Source organism: Streptomyces sp. NPDC050997, from assembly GCF_040660135.1.
Lineage (GTDB): Bacteria > Actinomycetota > Actinomycetes > Streptomycetales > Streptomycetaceae > Streptomyces.
In genome coordinates this window covers 605521-629138 of record NZ_JBFAGK010000001.1, presented here as the reverse complement: position 1 = coordinate 629138, position 23618 = coordinate 605521, and the positions used below count along the sequence as shown (strand labels likewise).

The following is a 23618-nucleotide window of genomic DNA, read 5'->3' as shown; positions in this document are numbered from 1 at the left end:
CAGATGGTCACGGGACCAGGGTCACAGGGCGGCGGGCGAGGACGGAGACCGGAGCGCGGTCGCGGACGAGGCCGGGGCGGTGAGGGAGACGGACGGCGGCCCGCCGTCACCATCCTTGCGGTCCGTGTCCGGCACGAGCACCGCGAGGACCCGCAGCAGCGGCCTGCCCGTCGTCAGCAGGGAGTCGGCGAGATCGGCGAGGCGTTCCTTCGTGCGCTCATCGGCGAGGGTGGGCTGACGCCAGGTGCCGAGCCGCCGCTTGTACTGCTCGATGGGCTCGCGCAACGGTTCGTCCCAAGCGTCGCGGTGGGCGTTGAGGAACGCCTCGGCCGTGTCCAGCACGTGGGGGAGGGCCTTGCGCAGCGGCGCGGGATCGCGGTAGCGGAGCTTGTTCGCCATGGTGGGGCCGACACCGCAGTGGCGCAGCAGCGACACCATGTCGTCGTCGACCAGGCCTTGCCTGGCGGCCTCCAGCCAGGTGACCCCCATCCACTTCACGACGGTGGGCCTGCCCAACTTGTTCGAGTAGACGCCCTGGACGAGGTAGATGGGCTCCGCCACGTTCGCCGTGATCATCGGGGCCTCCTGGCGGCCCATCCCGACGAGGACCTTGTCGGTGAGCCACTCGACGACCGGGTGCAGATCCGTCAGCAGCGAGATCTCCGGCCAGCTCGACGTGGACGACTCCCGGGCCCGCTGGAGGGAGTGCTCGGCGAGGCGGCGGTTGAAGGTCACGAGCAGCCGCTCGCGCAGCCGTTGCTCGCGCAGGTAGTCCATGGGGAGCGCCTTGAGGCGGTGCACGAGTTCCGTCGGCGGGCGGAACGAGAGCAGTCCCGACTGCTGGTCGCGGTCCAGGTCCAGCTGGCCGCGGGCGTCCGGATACACCTCGCGCAGCGCCTCGTCCAGGAAGTGCGCGGTCGAGTCGAAGAGACGGGGGACCACGGGGCTCGCGGCGGTGCGGCCGGCCGACGACGCCTCCGTACCGGCCGGGACCGAGGCGCCGGACTCCGCCGGTCGCGTGTCCTCGCCGACGGGCCTGGCCTCACCGACCTCGCCGACCTCACCGACCGAGCCGAAGAAGTCCGCGAGGAAGTCGTCCAGGCCCGCGTCCTCACCGTCCGTGCCGGAGCGGTGGGCGTCCAGGGACTCGTCCACCGTCCTGCCGCGCAACAGGTCTTGGATGAGGGACTTCTCCTCTGCCTCCGCCCGGTACAGCCCGGTCACCGCCTCCGCCGTACCCAGTGACCTGTGGGCCTGGTCCTCGCGTTCCAGGAGCCGCTCGGCGACCACCGTGTCGTCCTTGGCACCCTCGACCTCGCTGGTCAGGATCAGCGCGCGGAACTCGGGGGGCCGAGCCTGCCCGTACCGGTCGATACGGCCGTTGCGCTGCTCGATACGGATCAGCGACCACGGCACGTCGTAGTGCACCAGCTGGTGGCACTGGCGGTGCAGGTTGACGCCCTCGGAGGCCACATCGCCGGTCAGCAGAACCCGTACGGGCGTGTCGGCCAGGCCGAACTCCTCGACGCAGGCCATCTGTTGCTCGTCGGAGAGGCCGCCGTGCATGACGCGGACGCAGTCGCGGGCGGCCCGGCCCTTGAAGCCCAGCGCGGCGGGCAGCACCGCGGACAGCCACTCCAGGGTCTGTACGCGCTCGGAGAAGACCACGACCCGTTCGTCCGAACCTGGCCCGACACCGATCTCTTCGCGCAGCTGACGCACGAGGGCGGTGAACTTCGCGGAGTCCGCCTCGGTGAGGTCGGCGGCCAGCTCCGACAGCCGGTTGAGGGCGGCCAGTTCGGCCGCGGTGCCTTGCGGGTCGTCCTTCTTCTCCAGAGTCTTGATACGCGCGGAGACCGTGGCCCTCAGCGCCGCGTGGGAGGACAGGAACGACTTCAGCAGCGTGTACGGGAAGAGGGGGACCGTGCTCACCGAGGTGCCGCCGTCACCGGGCAGCCAGACGGCGGCCAGCTCCTCGAAGACCTTCTCCTCGGCGGGGGTGGCCGGGCAGCGCACGGAGTGGGAGGGGCCGCGGTCCGCCCACTGGCCCTTCATCTGTTCACGCACCTCGGGGCTGATCTTCGTACGGCGGATGAAGAGGTGCTCGATGTCGGCCGCGCGGTAGTTCTCGGGGTCTTGGATCGCCACCGGGTCAAGGAGGCCGATCAATTCAGCGAAGGACCTCGCGTCGCCGTTGTGCGGGGTCGCCGACGCCAGGATCAGGGCGTCCGTGCGGGGCGCGAGGGTGCGCGCGAGCTGGTTGCGCAGGGAACCGCGGTTGATCAGGTTGTGCGACTCGTCGATGACGACCGCGTCCCAGCGGATCTGCTCCAGGTGGTGCTGGTACTGGTCGGTGTTCTTCAGGGTGTCGATGGAGACGATGACCCGCTTGAACGAGGTGAAGGGGTTGCGGCCGGCCGGGATCTCCCGCTGGATCCGCTCGATGCCGACCGAGTCCAGCCGCACCAGCGGGATCGCGAAACGCGTCCACAGCTCGTGCTGGAACTGCTCCAGCACATGCTGTGGCGTGACGACCAGGATGCGCTCGCCCCGGCCGCGGCGGATCAGCTCGGCCAGGGTCAGACCGATCTCCAGGGTCTTGCCGAGGCCAACCACGTCCGCGATCAGCAGACGCGGGCGGAGATTGGCGCCGGACAGGGCCAGCTCGGCGGGGCGCCTCTGGTATGGCAGCGGGTCCATCAGGAACGAGTCGGCCAGGGCCAGCCGGCGCTCCGACTGGGGGAGCGCGGTGCGGCGCAGCACCGCCTCCAGGAACAGCCGGGAGCGGCGGTAGTTCGGGGAGTCGTCCATGACCAGACCGGTCTCGCGCGGGTCCAGGAGCGCAATGCGGTCCAGGCCGGAGAAGAACACGGCCTCCTGATCGCGGACGAACTCCGACACCCCGACGACCTCGATCCGGGTGCCGTCGTCGGTCGTGGGCATCGAGCTCCTGACCAACCACTCCTCGTCCCGCACGACCACCTGGGCGCCTGCCGGGTACTGGTCCTGGCCGGTCGTGGCGACGCTCTGCTCCGCGCTGATCTGGACGGCGGTCACCCGTGGCCTCCTGAGGCGGTTCGGTCGTACATATGCAGGCGCCCCCTTTCAGGGCCCGCCCATTATCGCGGGTCGGAGGGGCGTACGGGTCAGAAGGGTGTACTGGCCGCGTATGCCTCACGCAGCCGCTGCGCGGTGATCCGGGCCTGCGCGGAATGCCGCAGCGAGCGCCGCTGGGCGCTGCCGCTGTTGCTGCTGCCCGCGCTGCCCAGCCTCACCGGGCGAGCCGGGGACCGCGTGCCGTCCGGCTCCGCCGCTGTCCCGTCCGTCGGTCGCCGCCCGGCCGTCCTGGAGTCGGCCGCTCGGTCGGCGGGCGGGGGCGTGGGGGTGTCGACACGGAGGAAGGACAAGCGCGGATCCGTGGGCGGCGGTACCTGGGTCGGCGGCATCGGCGAGGCGGGTACTTCGGGCTGTTGGTGAGTGGGACGGGATCCACCTGGCTCCTGCCGTGCCGACCCGGGCGTGGGCGTCACCGGCTCCTGCCGATCGGGCCGAATGTCGGCCGGGACGTCGGCTGTCTGAGCACGTGTCCGAGGCGTCGACCCCGACGCAGGTGGGCGGTCCACGGCGAGCAGGTCGTCGAGGACGTGGGCCGGAGCGGCCGTGTAGTTCGTGAGCCTGCGCCGCGCCTGGGCGACCTTCAGCCCCTGTGCCTCGATCAGCGTCCGGCACCGCCGTACGACGTCGTCGAGCGCGGGCCGGTCCTGGGGACGGTGGGTCAGCATCGCCGTCAGCAGCGGCACGAGCTCCTCCGGTGCGCCCGAGAGGTCCGGCGCGGTCGCGGGATCGACGACCTGGTGGAACAGGAGGTGGATGTTGTCGGCCCGGTACGGGAGATGACCCGAGGCGGCGAACAGCAGCACGGCGCCCAGCGCGTACACGTCGACCGCCGGGGTCAGCGGCTTCTCGCCGTTCGCCTGCTCGGGCGGCATGCAGGAGGGCGTGCCGACGACCGTGTTGGCCGCAGTCAGCGACACGCTGGACTCCGCGAACACCGCGAGTCCGAAGTCGATCACCTTGGGCCCGTTGGGGCCGAGGAGCACATTGGCCGGCTTCAGATCACGGTGCAGCAGTCCCTGCTTGTGCACCGTCGCCAGCGCCTCCGCGAGCGTCGCGCCCAGCGAGGCGGTGAGCAGGGCGTCGAGCGGGCCGTGTGCGCCCACATGCCTGCTCAGGTCCAGCCCCTCGACGTACTCGGTCGCCAGCCACGGCGGGTCCGCCTCCGGGTCGGCGTCCAGAAGGGCGGCGATCCGAGCCCCCCAGACCGTCTTGAGGATCTCCACCTCCTGCGCGAACCTCAGCCGGGTCTCGTAGTCCACGACGGACGGCTTGATCACCTTCACCGCGGCCGGTTCCCCGCCCGGCGACTCCCCCAGATACACCTGACCCATACCGCCCTGCCCGATCCGCCCGAGCAACTCGTACCCGCCCAACTCGGCGGGGTCGTCGGGGCTGAGGGGCGCGATGTGCACGTGAGGCCTCACATTCGGGACGAGCGAGCCGGGGCAGGTGCTCATCGTCACGCTAGACCACGCCCCGAGGGAAGGGGCGCCGGTCAGATCGGTAACGCCTAGCTCAGGTCCCGTCGGCGCTCGGCCAGGCACCGCTGCCACAACTCGTACGAGCGCCGTGCCTCGCGAAGTGACTCACCGGCGAATCGCCTGTCCGCGAAGCCCACCGCGGCGACCTGTTCCACCACGGTCACCAGGTGTGAGGCAACGCGAACAATCCGGTCCGCGTGCACGAGTTTCAGCTGGGGTCTCAGTTGCTCTTCGCGGCCGGCCACCGCGAGCAGGTCCGTATAGTCGTCGGGCTCGGTGTAGGCAGACGGGAGCTTTGGCAGGTCATCGGCGGTGAGGCGGACGACAGCCATGGGAGCGAACGCATCCCGGTCCTCCCTGCCCAGCACGCGGTTCAGCAGCCGACGGGTTTCATCGGTGCTTCGCACCCGGGCAGCGACAGTCTCCAGCTCGACCAGCTCGGCGGGGATCTCCGCCGCGGACTCCGCCGAGAGATGTACGCGCAGGCGGTCCGCAACCTTCCCTCCGATCTCCGAGGCCCTGTCGATCACGTCGTCGCACGCGTCGAGTTCGGCGAACGCACGCTCGGCCGTCCGTACCGAGGCCCGAACCATCTCTGCCGGCTCACACTCGAAGCCGCCCACCGCATGTACGAGCTCCGACACGGACATGCCCAGTGCCGCGGGCAGAGCCTCCGCCTGTGGCTTCCCCGTCGCCGCCGTCGTTCCGCTTCTCACTGTTCCCCCTCATGACCGTGCCCCATCGGAACAGATCATGGGCGCAGCACGCTTCGGAGGGCAATCCGTGCTCCGCTCGCTGGCCGGAAAAGCCACTGCGGTTGTGATCCGGGCACGCACTGCCCGGAGAATGCCCGAATGCCGTGTCATGACGCTGCCCGGACCACAGCCCCGGCCTTCGCAGCCGAGCCCGAGGGCCTGCTTGCCGGGACTGTCCGCCTGCTTCCTGAGGGCGGCCAGGGCCTTGTCCCGCGCAAGTTCCTGACACTGACCTGAGCGACTGAGGAGACGGATGACCGAGGAGTACCCGGAGTTCCTGCTGCGTCTGCCGCACGGTGGGCCGTCGGCGCGCGGGCGGCTGCTCACGGAGAAGGGGACCAACGGCAGCCAGAAGATGGTGGTCCTGGCCGGTTCGCCGGCCCGCCCAGAGGTCGTACCCTCCTTCCCTTTGCGAATGCCGTCCTCCCACCGGCTGCGGGAGCAACTGAGGGAAGAGGGCAGGATCAAGGAGACGACGACCTGGCCCGGGTGGCTCGAGGTGGTCAGTGACGTCGAGTGCAACTCACCGTCCGCCGCGGCAGAGATCCTCCTCGGCCGCAGCGCCAACGGCTGGTTGGAGTGGAAGACAACCGACGGTCGGCCTCTCGCCGACTTCCTGGAGCAGGCATCGGCCGGCCCCAGCCGCGCCTGGCTGGTCCGTGACCCCAACGTCACCGGCTTCCCTACGGTCGACCAGGAGTGGCTGACCGAGGGCCGTGTGACGCTCGCCGCGGATCGGCTGAGGCCAGGGGTGTCCCCGGGCGTAAGCAAGGAGCAGTTGCGCGCCATCGTGGACGAGGACTACGAATCGGCGGTCGCCTACAGCCAGAAGGCCCGACTCGTCGACGAGTTCCACGCATTCCTCTCCCGGATGAGGCCCGGAGACACCGTCTGTGTGTTCCCCGGCGGCAAGCTGTACATGGGTGAGGTCACCGGGAACGCCGAGCAGGTCATCTCGGAAGACGGGCGGAGCGTTCTGCGGCGCCCGGTGGAGTGGAGCGAGGGCTACCCGTACGAAAAGCTCCCTGAGGAACTCCAGCAGAAGTTGAACGCCGGACACGACCTGGTCGATCTGACGGCGGTCAAGGGCATCCTCGACGGACTCTGGTTCTCCGACGACGAATTGAAGAAGGCAGCCGAGGAATCCGCCGACACCGCCGGCGTGGCGATTCAGGCCATCGCCGCCCGCCGTGAACTGGACTTCCCCCACCCCGACGAGGCGCTGCGCGAGAAGCTCAACGTCGACAGACTCGAATGGCTGAGCGAGGTACGGGACCTGCTCTGGGACGAACGTCAACTGATCTTCTACGGGCCGCCCGGAACGGGCAAGACCTACCTCGCGCAGGAGCTCGCCGAGTTCCTCGGCGGCGGCCCGGAGCAGGTCAAGCTGGTCCAGTTCCACCCCAGTTACGCCTACGAGGACTTCTTCGAGGGGTTCCGGCCCCGGGAAGACCCGGACACACGCGAGGTCGCGTTCCGGCTGACTCCCGGTCCGCTTCGTGAACTGGCCGACCTCGCCCGCCTGGAGGGCAGGGGGCACATCCCGCACTTCCTGATCATCGACGAGATCAACCGCGCCAATCTGGCCAAGGTCTTCGGTGAGTTGTACTTCCTGCTGGAGTACCGCAAGAAGTCGGTCCGGCTGACCTACTCGGGCGAGGACTTCGCCCTGCCCCGGAACCTGTTCGTCATCGGCACGATGAACACCGCCGACCGGTCCATCGCGCTGGTGGACGCGGCGATGCGACGGCGGTTCGCCTTCGTGGAGCTCTCGCCGAGAACCGAGCCCACCAAGGGACTTCTGCGCCGCTGGCTGGAGGGCGAGGGAAAGGACGCCGAGCCGGCCGACCTGCTCGACGCTCTCAACGCCCGTATCGACGACGCCGACTTCCGGCTCGGGCCGTCGTACCTGATGAAACCCGGCGTCTACCGCGAGGGCGGACTGGAACGCACCTGGCGGACAAAGATCCTGCCCCTGCTGGAAGAACACCATTACGGGGAAGGCGTGGACATCGAGAAGCGGTACGGGCTGGCGGCGCTACAGGCCGCCGTGGCCGCGCGCAGGGCACCGGAAGCGGATGACGCCGGGGAAGGCCCCGGCACGCCGTGACCGAAGTTCACCTCGTCGAACACGCCCCGGCGAAGGTCGTGTCCCTCCCGGACTCGGCAGGGCGGGCCCTGGCTACTTCGAAAGTCGTGGACGCCGTACCCGATCCGTACGAGCCGGGGCTGTGGCGGCTGCGGGCGGGAAGCAAGGTCGGGGCCGTAGCGCTCGAGGTTCCGGGAGGCGAGACCGTCCGGCTGCGGATCACGCCCAAAGTGCCCATCGGGCGCCTGTTCTTCCTTCTTGGCTACAGCCTGGACCCGCGCGGCTGGCGGGACGGAGCCGTCGACATCGCCGGACACGACGAACTGCTGCCCGCCTTCGCCCACGCAGTCGAGCGGCAGACGGACCGGGCACTACAGCAGGGGCTGCTGCAGGGCTACCGGCCCACCGAAGCCACAGCGTTCGTCGTACGAGGCAGGATCCGCGAAGCCGAGCAGATCCGGCGCCGATTCGGTGCCTCGCTGCCCGTTGAGACCGCGTACGACGAGTTCACCACGGACATCGCCGAGAATCGCATCCTGAGAGCCGGAGTTGAACGACTGCTGCGCCTGCCCGGCGTGCCCTGCGCCGTACGCACGCGTCTGATGCACCACCGGGCAAGGCTCGCGAATGCCACCCCGCTCGTGAGGGGACAGCCGGTCCCGGGATGGCAGCCGAACCGTCTCAACGCCCGCTACCACCACGCCCTCCATCTGGCGGGCCTCGTGCTGGACGGGGCGTCGGCTGAGCATCTGCCGGGCGGGCTGCGGATGAACGGCTTCCTCTTCGATATGAACAAGGTCTTCGAGGACTTCGTCTGCGTCGCGCTCCGCGAGGCCCTGGCTGCATATGGCGGGCACGCCACGCTGCAGGCCAGGAACATCTACCTGGATGAAGGCGGCGCCATCCGGATGCGACCGGACCTCGTCTGGTACGGGGAGTCCGGAGTTCCGCTGGTTGTGGCCGACGCGAAGTACAAGGCGGGCAGACCGCAGGGCTATCCCGATGCCGACCTCTACCAGATGCTGGCGTACTGCACATCCCTAGGACTGAAGAACGGGCACCTCGTGTACGCGAAGGGCAACGCACCACACGTTGGCCACATGGTCCGCCATTCCGGGATCGTGCTGCACCAGCACGCTCTCGATCTCGGCCAGGCCCCGTCGGTACTTCTCAGGGCGGTGAGTGCTTTGACCGCGAGCATGGTGCGAGCGTGATCGAACACGCATTCTGCCCGGACTGATCCCCGACCACGTTGCTCCCACCGCTCCCGATTCTGCGGAACCCACGGTGCCGGGCGACGCCCTACCCCGCCGTGCCAAGGCGCACGCGCACCGCGGTGGTGCCCAGGCGGGGGATCTCCACGAGGATGTCGTCGCCGTCGAGAGCGGCGGGGCCGTCGGGGTCGCCGAGATAGGTGGAGCGCTCCGCGCCCGCGACGGGGAAGCCGCACCTGAGCCGGACCGTGCCCGGCTCCGTGGCGAAGGACTGGAGCCTTATCAGCAGGTCGACGCCGTCGTCACCCGGCACCGGGGCCACGTCGCGGACCGTGACGCGCGCGTCGTCCACGGAGAGCAGCGCGAGTTCGGCCGGCCGGTCCGCGTCGGGCGCACCGTGGGCCGGCACGCCGATCAGCGGGTGGTCGACCTCGTAGGCGGTGCGCAGCGCCAGCGCGTCGGCGTCGATGCTCTCGCCGCTCCGGCGGACGCCCACCGCGTACCGGAAAGTGGTGTGGAACGCCTGCTGGGACGGGAAGTTGGTGTCCCACAGGTTGTTGTGGACCCAGGAGTAGACCGTCCCGGGCTGTCGCGGCGACATCGAGTCGGGGAAGGGCGCGTAGGGCAGGGCGATGGTCTCCGGCTGGACCAGCGGCGCGTCCCTGGTGATCCAGGCGACGGGGCCGTCGTCGTCCGACAGGGAGACGAACGACCTGACGGCACGCATGTGCTGGGGCGCGCCGGGCACATGCGCGAGGCCGGTGCCGGTCAGCGCGCCGGTGATCTCGTAGTGCACGGTGGGCTGCGACAGCGCGAACGGGAACGCGAGGTACGCGCTCTCCTTCGTCATGGTGGCGGGTTTGTCGAACCGGTTGTCGATCACCAGGTGCGCGTCGTCGCGGCCGAGGCTGACCGTGGTGCGGGCCTGGCGGACGCCGTCCGCCGCGTACTCGTAGGTGAGGCGCGCGCCGAGAGCGTCGTCGACGCGTTCGAGGAGCACGGCGGGCCGGGCCAGGGTCCGGGAGCCGAGGAGCTCCAGTTCCTCGCTCACCGTCATCTTGTTGGCCTGGTGGTTGTAGCCGCCCGCGGTGGTGTACGTGTCGTAGACGTAGCCGTTGAAACCGACGACGGCGTCCTGGTCGACGAGTTCGCGACCGGTGGCCTTCTCGACGAGGCTCGCCACGCAGGCCGTGGTCAGGTCGACGCGGACGCGCAGGTGCTCGTTCTCCAGGATCAGGTCGTCCGCGGTGGGCAGGGGCACCGCGCGGTCCTTGTGCTCGTCGTCCTGGTCGAGGCGGAGCGGAAGAGGGGGCGCCCCCTCGCCGCTGCTCTCGCCGGTCGCGGTCACGTCCAGCCGTACGAGGCCGAACGGTGGCACATCGGGCACATGGACGTGCAGCCACCGCCCGGCGTCCCGGTGGACCGGGTTGGTCTGCGTCTCCTGAACCACCGGCAGTTCCACGCCCGTTCGGCCGTCCGTCACCGACACCCGGCTGGTGAGCGGGACACGGCTCTCGCGCAGGAACACCGTCACGACCGAGGTGCGCGCGACCGCCGTGGTGTTGACGGCCCAGTACGTCACGTCGGCGGCCGCCGCGGCGGGCAGTACGGCGCCCAGTGCGGCCGAGGCGTGGTCGAGGAAGGTGTCGGCGTCGTTGTCGCCGCGCAGCGCGTACCCGTACTTCCAGTGCCACTGCTGCTCGCCCGACTCGCCGCCCGCGTCCCCATGGGTCCACGGGTCGGCGGCGCCCCAGGTGTGCTCGTTGAACAGGGACACCGACTCGTACACCTGGTCGGCGCCGCCGCGGGCGGCGGTGGCCAGGGCGGTGGTGGGTCCCGCGGGGGAGGCCAGGGCGGCGATGCCGTACAGGGTGGCGGCGTCGGTGACGGTGGACTGGGCGCGGCGCACCATGGCCTGGGGCCGGGCGCCCGAGCCGACGCCCTCGACCCACCAGTCGCCCCAGTCGCCCTCGAAGGCGGGGATGGCGTCGCCGAGGCGGGCCTCGGCGTCGGTGAAGAAGTCGGTGTTGGTGGACAGCCGCAGTCTGGGACTGTGCCATGTCTCGTTCCAGCGGCGTACGGTCTCGGCGAGGATCAGCCGGGGCGGCGCGTTGTCCCCGAAGTGGCCCTGCACCCTCAGATGCAGCATGTCCCACGGGTAGGGCTCACGCTCCCCCGGAGCGGGGGCCGGCGAGCCGTACTCCTCGGGCGGGAACGGGTACGGGTTGGTCGCCAGCGACGTCAGGTAGGCGGGCAGCAGGTCGTCCACCATGGCGTAGGAGGTGTTGAAGCCCAGTACGGGCCCTTCCATGTAGGCCAGGCCGTGGGGGCTGTCGGTCATCCACACCAGCACCTCCTTGCCCGACGGGGCACGCCACCGGAACAGGCGCGGCAACCGTGCCCCGCCGTTGATGGTGGGCACCGAGCGTCCGGCCCAGTTGTGCGCCACCGACAGATAGCGCACGCCCAGCGGGGACAGGGCGTCCGGCAGCCCGGCGACCGAGCCGGGTACGTCGGTCTGCATGGCCGAGCGGAACTCGATCCCGTACGTGTCCCTCACCTGGCGGGCCGACCGCAGCAGTTCGTGGAGCTCGTCGGTGGAGCAGGTGTCGCTGTGGAGGTTGTACGGCATGGCCGTCAGCTCGATCTGGCCGGCGCGGACCCGCTCGATGAACTCCGCGACCCGCTCCGGCGGCCGGGCGGCGGCCCACTGCTCGAACGACCACAGCGACTCCACGGCCCACCGGAATCTGGCGTCGTCGTGCCAGCCGTCGGTGACCCGGGTCAGGTCGAGGCAGGAGTCGAGGAAGGCCACGTGTTCGCCGAGAACCGTGCCCTGCGGATCGGTGTAGCCGATGTCCAGGTGCGAGTGGTGGACCAGGTGGATCGTCCAGTCGCGGGGTGGTTCCAGCGCGAAGGCGAGCACCGCCGACGCGCCGCCGCGCCGGGCCGTGATACGCACGTCGCGGCGGTCGTGTTCCAGGGGGAGCATGAGGCGTGGCCCGCCGGGCGCGGGCAGCACCTCCACGGGCACCCGGCCACGGCCGGCGACCTCTACTTCGAAGGTCCACGCGTCGTGGTCCGGTGCGTCGCCGGAGACGAGGATCCGCACACTGCGCCGGGCGCCGTCGTCGCCCTGTCGTACGAGGTGTTCCGGCAGGGCCCGCAGTTCCGTGCCGCCGGCCCGCGCGGTGGCGGCGACGGCCAGGCCGATCATGTTCGTCCGGGCCTTGTCGGTGGACCAGCGGCGATCGCGTACGAGGGCTCGCGTCGTCATGTGTCACTTCTCTCTCAGGGTCGTTCGGTTCAGGCCGTGAGCCGCAGGCTGTTGACGAAGAAGCGCTGGAACACGAAGAAGAGGACCACGGTCGGCACCGAGGCGACGAGCGCGCCGGCGAGTACGACGGGCGGCCCCACCGTGCCGTAGTTGCCGCTGAGGTCGGCCAGCGTGGCCGTCACCGGCCGCACGTTGGGGCTGAGCGACAGCGTGATGCCGAACAGCAGGTCGTTCCAGATCCAGGTGAACTGGAAGATGAACGCGGCCAGCAGCGCGCTTCTGGCCAGCGGCAGGTGGATCCGCAGGAACATCGACAGCCAGTTCACGCCGTCGAGTTGGGCCGACTCGGAGATCTCCTTGGGCACGGTGAGCATGAAGTTGCGGTTGACGAAGAACGCGAAGGGGATCGTCAGCGCCACGTAGATCAGCACCATGCCGTACTGGGTGTCGTAGAGATTGGTGGTGGCGTACCCGGTGAACAGCGGGGTCAGGAACGTCTGGAGGGGCAGCACGGTGCCGACGAAGATGAACCAGAACCAGAGTCCGGGCCGCCGCACCGGCATCACGGTGACGGCGAACGCGGCCAGTGCCGCGATCACCACCGCCACCGCCCCGCCGACCACCGCGTATATCAGGGTGTTGAGCAGTCCCTGCCCGACATCGGCGCTGTCGAACGCGGCGCGGATGTTGGAGAACAACCCGGGGGAGCTGAACCACCACTGGGGGGATCCGGTGTACTCCGTGGTGGGGGTGAAGGCGTTGACGACGACCAGCCAGGTCGGCACCAGCCACAGCACGGAGATCAGGGTGACCAGGACGCCACGCGCCGTTCGGCCGGTCATACTCCCTCCCCAGACCGCTGCTGCACCTGACGCCGCAGGTACAGCCAGGAGGCGGCGATGACGACGACCGTCAGCACGACGGAGACGGCCGCGCCGTAGCCGTATCGGTTGAGGGTGAACGTCTGCCGGTACATCGTCAGCGCGAGCGTCTCGGAGGCCGTTCCGGGGCCGCCCTGGGTGAGCAGCCACACGATGTCGAAGGTCTTGAGGCTGTTGACGATGGACATGCCCACCACCACGACGGTCATCGGCCGCAGCTGCGGCAGGATGACGCGCAGGAACAGCTGGAGGCCCTGCGCGCCGTCGAGCCGGGCGGCCTCGATGGTTTCCGAGGGGATGGTCTGGAGCCCGATCAGGAACAGGATCAACGAGGCCCCGGTCGCCTGCCACGTCGTCGCCACGATCATGACGAGGGTGTTCATCGGCCAGTGCAGCAGCCACTCCTGCTGCCAGCCGCCGAGTCCCACCGCGCTCAGCGTCTGGTTGACCGCCCCGTCGCTCCGCAGCAGGAACGTCCACAGCAGCGCCGTCGCCGAGCCGGAGAGCGCGTACGGGATGACCACGGCGGTGCGGGCCATGGCGCCCCAGCGCACCGAGTGGGTCAGCACCGCGAGGAGCAGGCCCAGCAGCACGGGAAGGACCAGCGTGCCCACCACCCAGAGCACGGTGTTCAGCAGTGACCGGCCGAAGTCGGGGTCGGTGAACAGCGCGACGTAGTTGGACAGGCCGACGAAGCGCGCGGTGACGCCGTTGTCGTCGAAGAGGCTGCGCCATGCCGTGGTCAGGAAGGGCACGAGCAGGAGCAGAAGGATCAGCGCCACGGCGGGCGTCAGGAACGCGCCCACCCAGGCGGCGGCGCGACGGCGCTCGGAGCGCGGGTCGGGCACGAGGGAGTGGGGCCGGCGTGACCCCGTTTGTCTGGCTGCCGGGTCGGCAGGGGTCAGGACGTCCACACCTTCCACTCCTTGTCGGCTCGATGCTGCATGTTCGTTAGGGTCTTCGTCGCCTGGGCGCGTGTGGGGTCGATCATGAAGGCGCTCAACTCCTGCACGTTCCCTTCGATCAGCACGGGGGGCGATGCCTCCCAGTAGCGGATGGCCTGCGTCGGCCGTTCCCGTCGCACCTGGGCGGCGACCTGGCGCACCGTGCCGACGTTCGGCACGACGCCAGGGTCGGCGGAGGTGTCCCGCAAGAATCCCGACCACGCCGTCTGGACCGCCGGGTTGAGCCAGGCGCGTGCCACGGCGTGGGCGGCGTCGAGCTTGTGGGCGTGTGCCGACACCGCCAGTACGCCGCTCTCGACGATCACCGAGCTTGTGCCGCCGGGCGGCGGAGGCAGCAGGAACGCGCCGAGGTCGGCTTCCTTGACCCCGTTGTCGAGGAACGCCCCGGTGTTCCAGGTGCCGAAGAGGCACATCGCGGTGGTGCCCTGCGTGAACTGGCCCGGCAGGTCAGAGGTCGACGCGTCGGGCGAGGAGAAGGCACCCCGTCGGTACAGGTCGCTCCACAGGGCCATCGCGCGTCGGCACACATCATCGGTGTACGAGGCCCTGCCCGCCGTGAGCTCCTGGTAGAAGCCGTGGTCGAGCCCGTTGACCAGCTGCTGGAACCAGATCAACGACGTCCAGTCGGTCGCGCCGCCGGATGAGATCGGCGTGATGCCCTTGGCGTGGGCGGCGTCCACCACGTCGAGGAACTGCTGCCACGTCGTCGGCACGTCCACACCGAGCCGCTCGAAGGCGGGCCGACTGTAGAAGACCACGTAGTACGACTTGTAGAGCGGGACGCCGTACTGCTTTCCCTCGTAGGTGAAGGTGGAGCGCAACGCGGTGTCGTCGCTCCAGCCGCGCCGTTTCGCCTCGTCCCAGGCGTCGGTGACGTCGGCGAGGATCCCGGCGCGGGCGATGTCGCGCAGTCGGTACCCGTTCCACCACTTGATGAGATCAGCCGTGGAGTCGGTCCGCGCCGACATGCGCACGATCTGCTGGTAGTTGCTGACGTTGGGAACCGCCCGCGGCGCGAGCCGGAAGCCGGACAGCGGCCGCAGCCGCCTGCCCGCCGCCTGGAAACCCGGCGCCCAGGTGGGGTTGTCGTTGAACAGGGAGACCACGTCGGCCGGTGCGGGCCGACTCATCGAACCTCGTGCGCATGCGCTGAGCGCAAGACTGGCGATGCCTGTGAAAGAAGACGCCAACACCTTGCGCCGGCTCATTTCCTGTGGCATGTCGATCACCGACCCTGGTAAGTTATCGGTAACGTAGTGGCACGCAGGCAATTTGAGAAGTAGTCGCGTTAACGTATCTCGCGGGATTGGTGACATGGGCCAGAGTTCGCAGGTCAAGACGGAAGTGCCGCAGTACGAACCGACGCCGTGCTACCCGGTCCTCGCCGACACGGTCGCCGTCGGCTGGGCCGACGCGGCCGGGACGCTCCCGAAGGGGACCCGGATCCTCGCCGTGGACGGCCCCGCGGTGCTGGACTGGGCCGCCGTCGCCGCCGGGCTGCACGCGGCGTTCGACGACGGGCGCATCCGGGTGGAGATCGCGGACGTCCGGACGGCGGTGCGCGACTGGGACACGGTGCGGCGGCTCACGGACTCCGACGAGCTGCGGGACGACCCCGACTTCGCGAGACTCGCGAGTGGCGACCTCCTCGACCTGATGGACCCTGCCGCCCTGGCGGCGCTCGCCGACCCGGGCGAGGACGGCGCGCTGCGCGTCCTGCTCGGGCCCGGCGCCGCGCTCGGGGACGCCGACGTCCTGTGGTGGGTCGACCTGCCGAAGCGGTACGCGGAGGCGGCGGTCAAGCACGGCCGGGGCCGCAACCTCGCGGCGCCCGAGGACGAGCCGCCGACCCTGCGGCGGCTGCTCTACATCGACTGGCCGCTGCTCGACCGCCATCGCGACAACGTGGCGGAGCGGATCGACCGATGGATCGACGTTACCGATACCGTCGCCGCGACGTCGATCGGTGGGCAGGCGCTGCGCGAGACCTGCCGGTCGCTCGCCACCCGCCCCTTCCGTACCCGACCGACCTTCAACTCGACGCCGTGGGGCGGGCACTGGGCACAGGAGACGCTCGGTCACAACCCGGACGCGGAGAACACGGCTCTCGGCTACGAGTTGATCGCGCCGGAGAGCGGGGTCCTGCTCGGCGACGACGCCTCCAGGTGTGTGGAGGTGCCGTTCCAGCTCGTCGTCGCGCTCTGTCCGGTGGACGTGCTCGGCCCGGCCGTGTACGAGATGTTCGGCGCGTCGTTCCCGGTCCGCTTCGACTACCTCGACACCGACGGCGGCGGCAACCTGTCCGTCCACTGCCATCCCAGACCCGACGACATGCGCGACGTCTTCGGCTGGCCGTACACCCAGCACGAGACCTACTACCTGATGCGCGCCGGGGCGGACAGCAAGGTCTTCCTCGGACTTCGCGAGGGCGCCGACCTCGAGGAGTTCCAGCACAGCGCGCACACCGCCGACGCGCACGGCACACCGTTCGACATCGAGCGGTATGTGCAGGTATTTCCCGCCGAGGCCGGGCAGTTGTACCTGGTTCCGGCCGGTACACCGCACGGCAGCGGCGAGGGCAATGTCGTCCTGGAAGTCAGTGCCACCCCCTACCTGTACTCCTTGCGGTTCTACGACTGGCTGCGGCGGGACCCGGCGGACCGGCAGCGTGCCGTGCACGTGGAGCACGCCTTCCGCAACCTCGACCCGGCCCGGTCGGGTGCCGCGGTCGCCCGTGAACTGGTCCAGCGGCCACGGCCGCTGCGCGCCGGCGACGGCTGGCGGGAGGAGGTGCTCGGCGCGCTGCCGGAGATGTTCTTCCAGGTGCACCGGATAGCCGTCGAGCCGGGCGGGGCCGCCGAGCAGCAGACCGACGGCCGCTTCCACGTGCTGACCGTCGTCGACGGGCAGGGCGTGCTCATCACCACCGCCGCCGGGCACCAGCACTCCGTACACTATGCCGAGACTCTCGCAATTCCGGCGTCGGTCACCGCCTACCGCGTGCACAATCCAGGGCCGGAGCCGGTCCGTCTGGTAAAGGCACAGGTGGTATGAGCTCACATTCGGATGCCGAACAGGCCCTCACCATGAGGGACGTGGCCGCGCGCCTCGGCGTCAGCACGATGACGGTCTCCCGTGCGCTGAGCGGTCAGCGCGGAATCGGCGAGGCCACCCGCCAACGGGTGCTCGCCGAGGTGGCGGCCCTCGGCTACCGCCCCAACAAGCGTGCCCGAGGGCTGCGTTCGGGCGGTCCGAACGAGCTCATCGGCTTGGTCGTGACCAACCTGGCGAACCCGTTCTACTCCCAACTCGCCGTGGGCCTCGAACAGAGCTGTGTGGGCTATGGCGCACGGGTCGTGCTCGGCAGTACCGGGGAGGACCCGGCTGCCGAACGGGAGGTGGTGGCCGACCTGGTGGACCGCGGCGTGGACGGCCTGGTCGTCGTCCCGGCCGGTCACGACCACGGCCACCTCGGCGGCGAGAAGCTGCGCGACCTCCCGGTGGTCCTCGCGGCCAGCCCGCCGATGGGTATCGACGTGGACTGCGTCCTCGTCGACGACTTCGGCGGCAGCCGGGAGGCGTGCCGCCGACTCGTCGCCCGTGGTCACCGGCGCATCGGCTTCCTCGGCCTGCCGCCGTCGCTGTGGACCGGTTCCGAGCGCTTCCGGGGCTACGCGGTGGCGTTGGAGGAGGCGGGCATCGCGCTCGACGAGCGGTACATCAGCCGACACCGGGGCGACAGAGTGCTCGCGGAGAAGGCGGCGCGCGCCATGCTCGCCCTGCCGGACCCGCCGACCGCGCTGCTGACCGCCAACAACCGGAACACGATCGGCGCGCTGCGTGCCCTGCAGGGCCGTGCGAAGGACGAGGAGCCGGTCGCCCTCGCGGGTTTCGACGACATCGAACTCGCCGACATGCTGCACCTGCCGCTCACCGTGGTCTCCTACGACCCGGCCGAAATCGGCCGGGCCGCCGCGGAGTTGCTGTTCGAACGCCAGGCGAGCACCGTCCCGAAGCCGCCGCGGCGCGTGACCATCGCGACCACACTCGTCGACTATCCGGCACCGCGGTAGGCGTCGATGGCGGATTCCGGAGGTCCCGTGCCGCTTCCCGTCGTGCCCGTCCTCGAAGTGGGTGGTTCCCATGTCACCGCGGCGGCAGTCGACCTCGACCGCGCCCGGATCGCCGACGGCACCAGGCGCCGCCTGCCGCTGACGTCCGGCGTCGGCCCCGAGGACTTCCTCGCCGCGCTCGCCGAGGCCGCCAACGGCATGCTCTCGGCGACGGCCCTCGGCGCGCGTGCGGTCGGCGGCACCTGGGGCATCGCGGTCCCAGGGCCGTTCGACTACGCGCGCGGCATCGCCCGCTACCACGGCGTCGGCAAGTTCGCCTCGCTGGACGGCCTCGCCGTCGGCACGCTCCTGACGCCCCGTCTGAACCGGCCTCCGGCCCGGCTGCGGTTCCTCAACGACGCCTCCGCCTTCGCGCTCGGCGCCTGGCACATGGCCCACACCCAGAGCCGGCGCCTCGTCGCCATCACTCTCGGCACCGGGGTCGGCTCCGCGTTCCTGGACCGGGGGACACTCGTCGAGGACGACCCGTGCGTGCCGCCCGAGGGCCGCGTCGACCTGCTGACCGTCGACGGCGGTCCACTGGAGGACACGGCCTCCACCCGGGCGATGACCGCCCACTACACGAACCGCACCGGCCGTCCCGTCGACGGACTACGGGAGCTGACGGCCCTCGCCGCCGCCGACGACGTCATCGCCCGCGACGTCATCACCTCGGCCCTGCGCGATCTCGGCGGCGCCCTCGCCCCGTGGCTGACCGCCTTCGAGGCCGACACGGTGGCCTTCGGCGGCTCCATCACGGCCGCATGGCCGCTGATAGGCCCACCCCTCACCGCCGGCCTCACCCACCACGACCCGCGGCTCCGACGACTCGCCCTGTCGGTGCACGGCGACGGCGAGGACAAGGCCCTGGTAGGTGCGGCGGTCTTCGCGGCGCGCGAAGCGTAGCCCGTACCCGGTGGCCCGGGGGCCGCGCGAGTGGCGGCGTTCGGTATCCCTGCCCTGCCCTGCGCCGAGCGACGTGCCGGACGCGCGGCCCGATGCCATACGGCGAACGGCTCATCGCGCGTGCTAGGCGGGCGAAAGCCCAGCACTGGTTGATCGCCTGGTCACGTAGAGGCGAGTGCGTCCTCCCGACCCCGAGGACGTTGTCGTTGGTGTCCCCGGCAGGGCACGACCCTCGTCCGAGTGACTGCGGGCCGTTCTGACCCGGTCGCATCCGCGGTGCGCGAGTCTCGTCCCCGTCGGACATGCCTTCTGTCCGGGTGCAGTCGTGGAGGTGTGGATTGGCTCGGTCGGTGACCGCGGCCCGGCCCGGCACATCATGTGCCGGGCCGGGCCACCCTTCAGAAGTCCCAGCTCTGGCTCTGCGCTCCGTTGCAGCTCCAGCTCACCAGGAGTTGGCCGATCTCAGGCCGGCCGGCCAGGATGTCGAGGCACTTTCCGTTCAGCCGACTGCGGATCTCGGTGCCGTTGCGAAACCACTTCTGGGTACTGGAGCCGTTGCAGTCCCACGTGTCCACCGAGCCCTGGTCACCCGGATGGGCCGCGTAGATCTCCAGGCACTTCCCGTTCATGCCGGAACGGATCTGCTCACCGTCCCACCGCCACTGCTGGTTGGTGTTTCCGTGGCAGTCCCACGTCACGACGGAGGCGCCGTTCTCCTGATGGAACATGAAGATGTCGGCGCACCTGCCGTTCAGGTTGGACTTGAGCAGCGGTGCCGCGGCGTATGCCGGCGGTCCCGTCAGGCTTGCGCCGACCGCGAGCGCGATCGCCGCCAGCAGCGGCACCAGTCGTTTCGTAGCCTTCATGCTTTCCCTCCGCATGGTCGATGCGCGGTTGCGCTGATCCATGGCTACCTGCCGGGGGTTGTCCGGCGCCGGGCCGTCGGCGCCGGACATCAACAGCCGGACAATCACCGCGTATCGCGGCCGCGGAACGGCTCGGGAGAGGAAGGGCATGCCACGCGCCGAACGCCCGCTTGACCTGGACACCGGTCCGCTGACGCGCTTCGCGGCCGACCTGCGGAAGCTGCGCGAGACGACGGGACGGCCCCCCTACCGGACGATGGCTCACAAGGCGCACTATTCGTCCACGACGCTGTCGGACGCCGCAGGCGGGCGCACGTTTCCCAGCCTGAGTGTCACGCTCGCGTACGTCGAGGCGTGTCAGGGCGACCGCCGCGCATGGGAATCCCGTTGGCACGCGGTCGCCGCCGAGATCGCCGCGAGCGCGCAGGGCGACGAGCCCGCGGACACCAGCCGGCAGAGCACGCCGTACGCCGGGCTGTCGGCGTTCCAACCGGAGGACGCCGACCGCTTCTTCGGGCGCGAACGGCTGACCGACGAGGCGCTCGCGAAGGTGCGTGAGGGCCGGTTCCTGGCGGTCTTCGGGCCGTCCGGATCGGGGAAGTCCTCGCTGCTGCGGGCAGGGCTCGTCGCTCGCGCGCGGGCATCGGGGTGGCCGGTGATGCTCTTCACGCCGGGGCCCCACCCCGTGGAGGAGTGCGCGATCCGCTTGGCCGCGGTGACGGGAGAGGCACCCGGCGCGCTGATGACCGAACTGCGCGACGATCCCGAGGCGCTGCACCTGCGGATCCGGCAGGCCACGGTCGACGGCCCACCGGACATCGACGCGCTGATCGTGGCCGACCAGTTCGAGGAGGTCTTCACGCTCTGCCGGGACCGGGACGAACGAGACGCGTTCATCGCCCTGTTGATCGCCGCCGCCACCGCGAGGACCAGCCGGACCCGGGTGGTACTCGGCGTACGCGCCGACTTCTACGCCCACTGCGTCCAGGACCCCCGGCTGGTCGAGGCGATGCGCGACGCGCAGCTCGTCGTCGGCCCGATGAGCAGCCAGGAGCTGCGCGAGGCCATCACCCGGCCGGCCAAGCTCGCCGGCTGTACGGTGACCGGCCCGCTGCTGGCGGCCGTGGTCGCCGACGCGACCGGTCAGCCAGGTGCGTTGCCGCTGATCTCACACGCGATGGTCGAGACCTGGCGCCGCCGCAGCGGCAGTCGCCTGACCCTGGACGGGTACTTGGCGGCCGGCGGAATCCAGCACGCCCTCGCGCAGACCGCCGAGACCGCCTACCGGGCGTTGACGCCGGTGCAGCAGAACCTCGCCAGATCACTGTTCCTCCGGCTGACCGCGCTGGGCGACGGTACCGAGGACACCAGGCGCCGGATCACCCGGGACGAGCTGGACCCGGGCCCCGACACCGCCTTCGTGCTCGAATCCCTCGCCCGGCAACGGCTGGTGACGCTGGACGAGAGGTGCGTCGAGATCACCCACGAGGCGATCATCCGGTGCTGGCCGAGGCTGCGCGGCTGGCTGACCGAGGACCGGGACCGGCTGGTCCTGCACCGGCAGCTCACTGACGCGACCGCCGACTGGGAGGCGCACGGCCGCGACCCGCACGCCGTGTGGCGGGGGGCCCGCCTCGCCGCGGCACTGGACCTGGCCGCCGCGGACCCCGGCCGGCTGACCTCCAGGGAGCGGTGCTTCCTCGACGCGAGCGGCGAGGCGCAGGCCGGCGAGATGGCGGCGGTCAGACGGCGGACGGTCCGGCTGCGGCAACTGGTCACGCTTCTCACCGTACTTGTGGTCACCGCGGTCACCGCGGGAGCGCTGGCCGTCGGCTCGCGCGACTCGGCGCTCCGGCAGCGCAACGTCGCCATCGCGCGGAAGGCCGCCGCGGACGCGGCCGAGGTGCGGCACCGGAACCCCGCGCTCGCCGCGCAGCTGAACCTGGCCTCGTACCGGCTGGCAGCCACGGATGACGTCCGCGATCAGCTGATGAGCACGTTCGCGACGCCGTACATCAGTCGGCTCACCGGTCACACCTCCGACGTGGTCTCGACCTCCTTCGCCCCGCGGAGCACGGTCCTGGCCACGGCGAGTTGGGACGGCACGGTCCGGCTGTGGGACGTCGGGGAGGCCCACCATCCCGTACAGCTGGCGGTCCTGAACCAGCCCCGGCGGCCGCTGTCGGTCGCGTTCGGGCAGGGCGGCCGGGTCCTTGCGGCGGCGAGTGAACGATCGGTGCGGTTGTGGGACGTGACGGACCGGCGGGCGCCCGTCGAGCTGAGCACCCTGCCGGTTCAGCCGGCCGCGCCGATGTGGGTGGCGTTCCGGCCCGACGGCGACATCATCGCCACCGGCCACACCGACGGCGCGACGCGGCTGTGGAACGTACGAGATCCCCGGCATCCGCGGCCGCTGGCCACCCTGCCCGGCCATACCGCCGCGGTCACCTCGTCGGCGTTCAGCCCGGACGGCCGCAGGCTGGCGACCACCGGCGACACCACCGCCCGGCTGTGGGACGTCGCCGACCCCACGCATCCGCGCCGGCTCGACGTGCTGCGCGGACACACCGACACGGTGACCTCGGTGGAGTTCAGCCCGGACGGCCGGACCGTGGCGACCGGCAGCTGGGATCACACCGCCCGGATCTGGCACATCGGCAGCAGCCCGCGGACGCGGCCACCGGCCGTTCTGTCCGGCCATGCCACGATCGTCTGGTCGGTGGCGTTCCACCCCGACGGCCGGACACTCGCCTCGGTCGGCGGGTCCACTCTGCTCTGGGATGTCGACGACCCGGCACACCCGAAGCGCGTCAGCGCGATTCCCGGTGGGGTCTACCAAGCCGCGTTCAGCCCGGACGGGCGCACCCTCGCCGCCTCCGACCGGCTGCTGGACCTGCGGGACCTGTCGCTCGGGACCCACGACGACGTCGTCACGTCCCTGGCGTTCGCCCCTGACGGCCACCTGCTCGCCAGCGCCAGCTGGGACGGCACCGTACGGCTGTGGCAGGTCACCGGCGGCCGGGCCCTGTGGCCGCTGGCGCTCCTGCGCGGGCACACCAGGTTCGTGCGGTCCGTGGCGTTCAGCCTCGACGGGCGCACCCTCGTCACCACCGGCGAGGACGGCACCGTCCGCGTCTGGGACGTGACCGATCCACGCGGACCCCGGCTCATGTCGATCCTCACCCTCGATGCCGGTGAGGTCGCGGGGGCCGGCTTCGGCCCCGGCGGCCACGTACTGGTCGTGTGGGCGAAAGGCGAGACCGGACTGTGGGACCTGACCGATCCCGGCCGTCCCCGGCCGCTGAGCCGGATCACCGAGGGCGGGCCGGACGTCACGATGGCGTCGTTCCGGCCCGACGGCCGCACACTGATGACGAGCACAGGAGAGTCCGGCTCGCTGCGGTTCTGGGACATCAGCGAGCCGCGCAGCCCCAGGGAACTCCTGTCCCCGTTCCGATCCGACTCACTGACCGGTGGCGTGTTCAGCCCCGACAACCGGACCCTGGCCGCCGTCCACCGGCCCGACAAGACGGTCTGGCTGATCGATATCGGCGACACCGGCCGCCCGATGAAGACGGTCAAGGCGGTGAAGGCGGTCACGGTGACGCGGCTACGGGCGTCCGGCTCCTGGCTCTACGCGCTGGCCTTCTCCGCGGACGGCCACCGACTCGCGGGCGGTGCCGCGGACGGCAGAATCCCGCTGTGGGACGTGAGGGGTGCGGCCGCTCCCGTCTTCCTCACCGGCCAGTCGAATCCGGTACCGGCCGTGGCGTTCGACCCGCACGGCAACACCCTGGCCACCGGCGGCAACGACTTCACGATCCGGCTCTGGGACACCGGCCTGGACAGGGTCGCCACCCGCATCTGCGACAGTGCGCACCCGCGGATCACCAGAGCCGAATGGGCACGGTACTTCGCGGCGGTCGACTTCGACCCACCCTGCCCCGCCACCTGA

Annotated in this window: 14 protein-coding genes; 6 read left to right on the top strand and 8 right to left on the bottom strand. The window is 70.6% G+C overall.

All coding sequences use genetic code 11. The annotated features are described in order from the left end of the window. Positions 1 to 21 precede the first annotated feature (21 nt). The 3 genes from AB0H86_RS02630 to AB0H86_RS02620 all read right to left on the bottom strand — a co-directional run bounded on the left by AB0H86_RS02630 (position 22) and on the right by AB0H86_RS02620 (position 5314). Positions 22 to 3057, bottom strand: a complete 3036-nt coding sequence (locus AB0H86_RS02630) for a DEAD/DEAH box helicase (protein ID WP_362432039.1) — start codon at positions 3055 to 3057, stop codon at positions 22 to 24. Between the two features lie 89 nt (positions 3058 to 3146). Further along, the gene (locus AB0H86_RS02625; RefSeq protein WP_362432036.1) at positions 3147 to 4529 is read right to left on the bottom strand and encodes a serine/threonine-protein kinase; all 1383 of its coding nucleotides are present in this window, start codon (positions 4527 to 4529) and stop codon (positions 3147 to 3149) included. A 98-nt stretch (positions 4530 to 4627) separates the two neighbouring features. After that, complete coding sequence (locus tag AB0H86_RS02620) at positions 4628 to 5314, bottom strand: hypothetical protein (RefSeq protein ID WP_362432033.1); 687 nt, start codon at positions 5312 to 5314, stop codon at positions 4628 to 4630. A gap of 292 nt (positions 5315 to 5606) precedes the next feature. On the opposite strand from AB0H86_RS02620, the gene AB0H86_RS02615 reads away from it, so the two are divergent. After that, positions 5607 to 7463, top strand: a complete 1857-nt coding sequence (locus AB0H86_RS02615) for a DUF4357 domain-containing protein (RefSeq protein ID WP_362432031.1) — start codon at positions 5607 to 5609, stop codon at positions 7461 to 7463. Further along, positions 7460 to 8656 carry a restriction endonuclease gene (locus AB0H86_RS02610; protein WP_362432028.1) on the top strand — a complete coding sequence of 399 codons (1197 nt, stop codon included), beginning with the start codon at positions 7460 to 7462 and terminating at the stop codon, positions 8654 to 8656. The genes AB0H86_RS02615 and AB0H86_RS02610 overlap by 4 nt, the downstream gene beginning before the upstream one ends. An 88-nt stretch (positions 8657 to 8744) precedes the next feature. Here AB0H86_RS02610 and AB0H86_RS02605 read toward each other — a convergent pair whose 3' ends face one another. The 4 genes from AB0H86_RS02605 to AB0H86_RS02590 are packed head-to-tail and all read right to left on the bottom strand — an operon-like array spanning position 8745 to position 14909. After that, positions 8745 to 11933, bottom strand: coding sequence for an alpha-mannosidase (locus AB0H86_RS02605; protein ID WP_362432025.1), 3189 nt, complete (start codon positions 11931 to 11933; stop codon positions 8745 to 8747). A 29-nt stretch (positions 11934 to 11962) separates the two neighbouring features. Then, positions 11963 to 12775, bottom strand: a complete 813-nt coding sequence (locus tag AB0H86_RS02600) for a carbohydrate ABC transporter permease (protein WP_362432023.1) — start codon at positions 12773 to 12775, stop codon at positions 11963 to 11965. After that, a complete protein-coding gene (locus AB0H86_RS02595; RefSeq protein WP_362432021.1) occupies positions 12772 to 13662 on the bottom strand; it encodes a sugar ABC transporter permease in 891 nt (296 codons plus the stop codon). Before AB0H86_RS02595 ends, AB0H86_RS02600 begins: the two co-directional genes overlap by 4 nt. A gap of 53 nt (positions 13663 to 13715) precedes the next feature. Continuing rightward, positions 13716 to 14909, bottom strand: coding sequence for an extracellular solute-binding protein (locus AB0H86_RS02590; RefSeq protein ID WP_362432019.1), 1194 nt, complete (start codon positions 14907 to 14909; stop codon positions 13716 to 13718). A gap of 184 nt (positions 14910 to 15093) precedes the next feature. Between AB0H86_RS02590 and AB0H86_RS02585 the strand changes: the two genes are divergently transcribed. Genes AB0H86_RS02585 through AB0H86_RS02575 form a run of 3 tightly spaced genes read left to right on the top strand, consistent with a single transcriptional unit; the run spans position 15094 to position 18797 of the window. After that, positions 15094 to 16833, top strand: coding sequence for a hypothetical protein (locus AB0H86_RS02585; RefSeq protein WP_362432016.1), 1740 nt, complete (start codon positions 15094 to 15096; stop codon positions 16831 to 16833). Continuing rightward, positions 16830 to 17852, top strand: coding sequence for a LacI family DNA-binding transcriptional regulator (locus AB0H86_RS02580; RefSeq protein ID WP_362432014.1), 1023 nt, complete (start codon positions 16830 to 16832; stop codon positions 17850 to 17852). Before AB0H86_RS02585 ends, AB0H86_RS02580 begins: the two co-directional genes overlap by 4 nt. A gap of 27 nt (positions 17853 to 17879) precedes the next feature. Further along, complete coding sequence (locus tag AB0H86_RS02575; protein ID WP_362432012.1) at positions 17880 to 18797, top strand: ROK family protein; 918 nt, start codon at positions 17880 to 17882, stop codon at positions 18795 to 18797. Positions 18798 to 19195: 398 nt separating this feature from the next. Here AB0H86_RS02575 and AB0H86_RS02570 read toward each other — a convergent pair whose 3' ends face one another. Further along, positions 19196 to 19663, bottom strand: a complete 468-nt coding sequence (locus AB0H86_RS02570) for a ricin-type beta-trefoil lectin domain protein (protein WP_362432010.1) — start codon at positions 19661 to 19663, stop codon at positions 19196 to 19198. A gap of 148 nt (positions 19664 to 19811) precedes the next feature. On the opposite strand from AB0H86_RS02570, the gene AB0H86_RS02565 reads away from it, so the two are divergent. Beyond that, on the top strand, positions 19812 to 23618 hold the full coding sequence (locus AB0H86_RS02565) for a hypothetical protein (RefSeq protein WP_362432008.1): 3807 nt from the start codon (positions 19812 to 19814) through the stop codon (positions 23616 to 23618).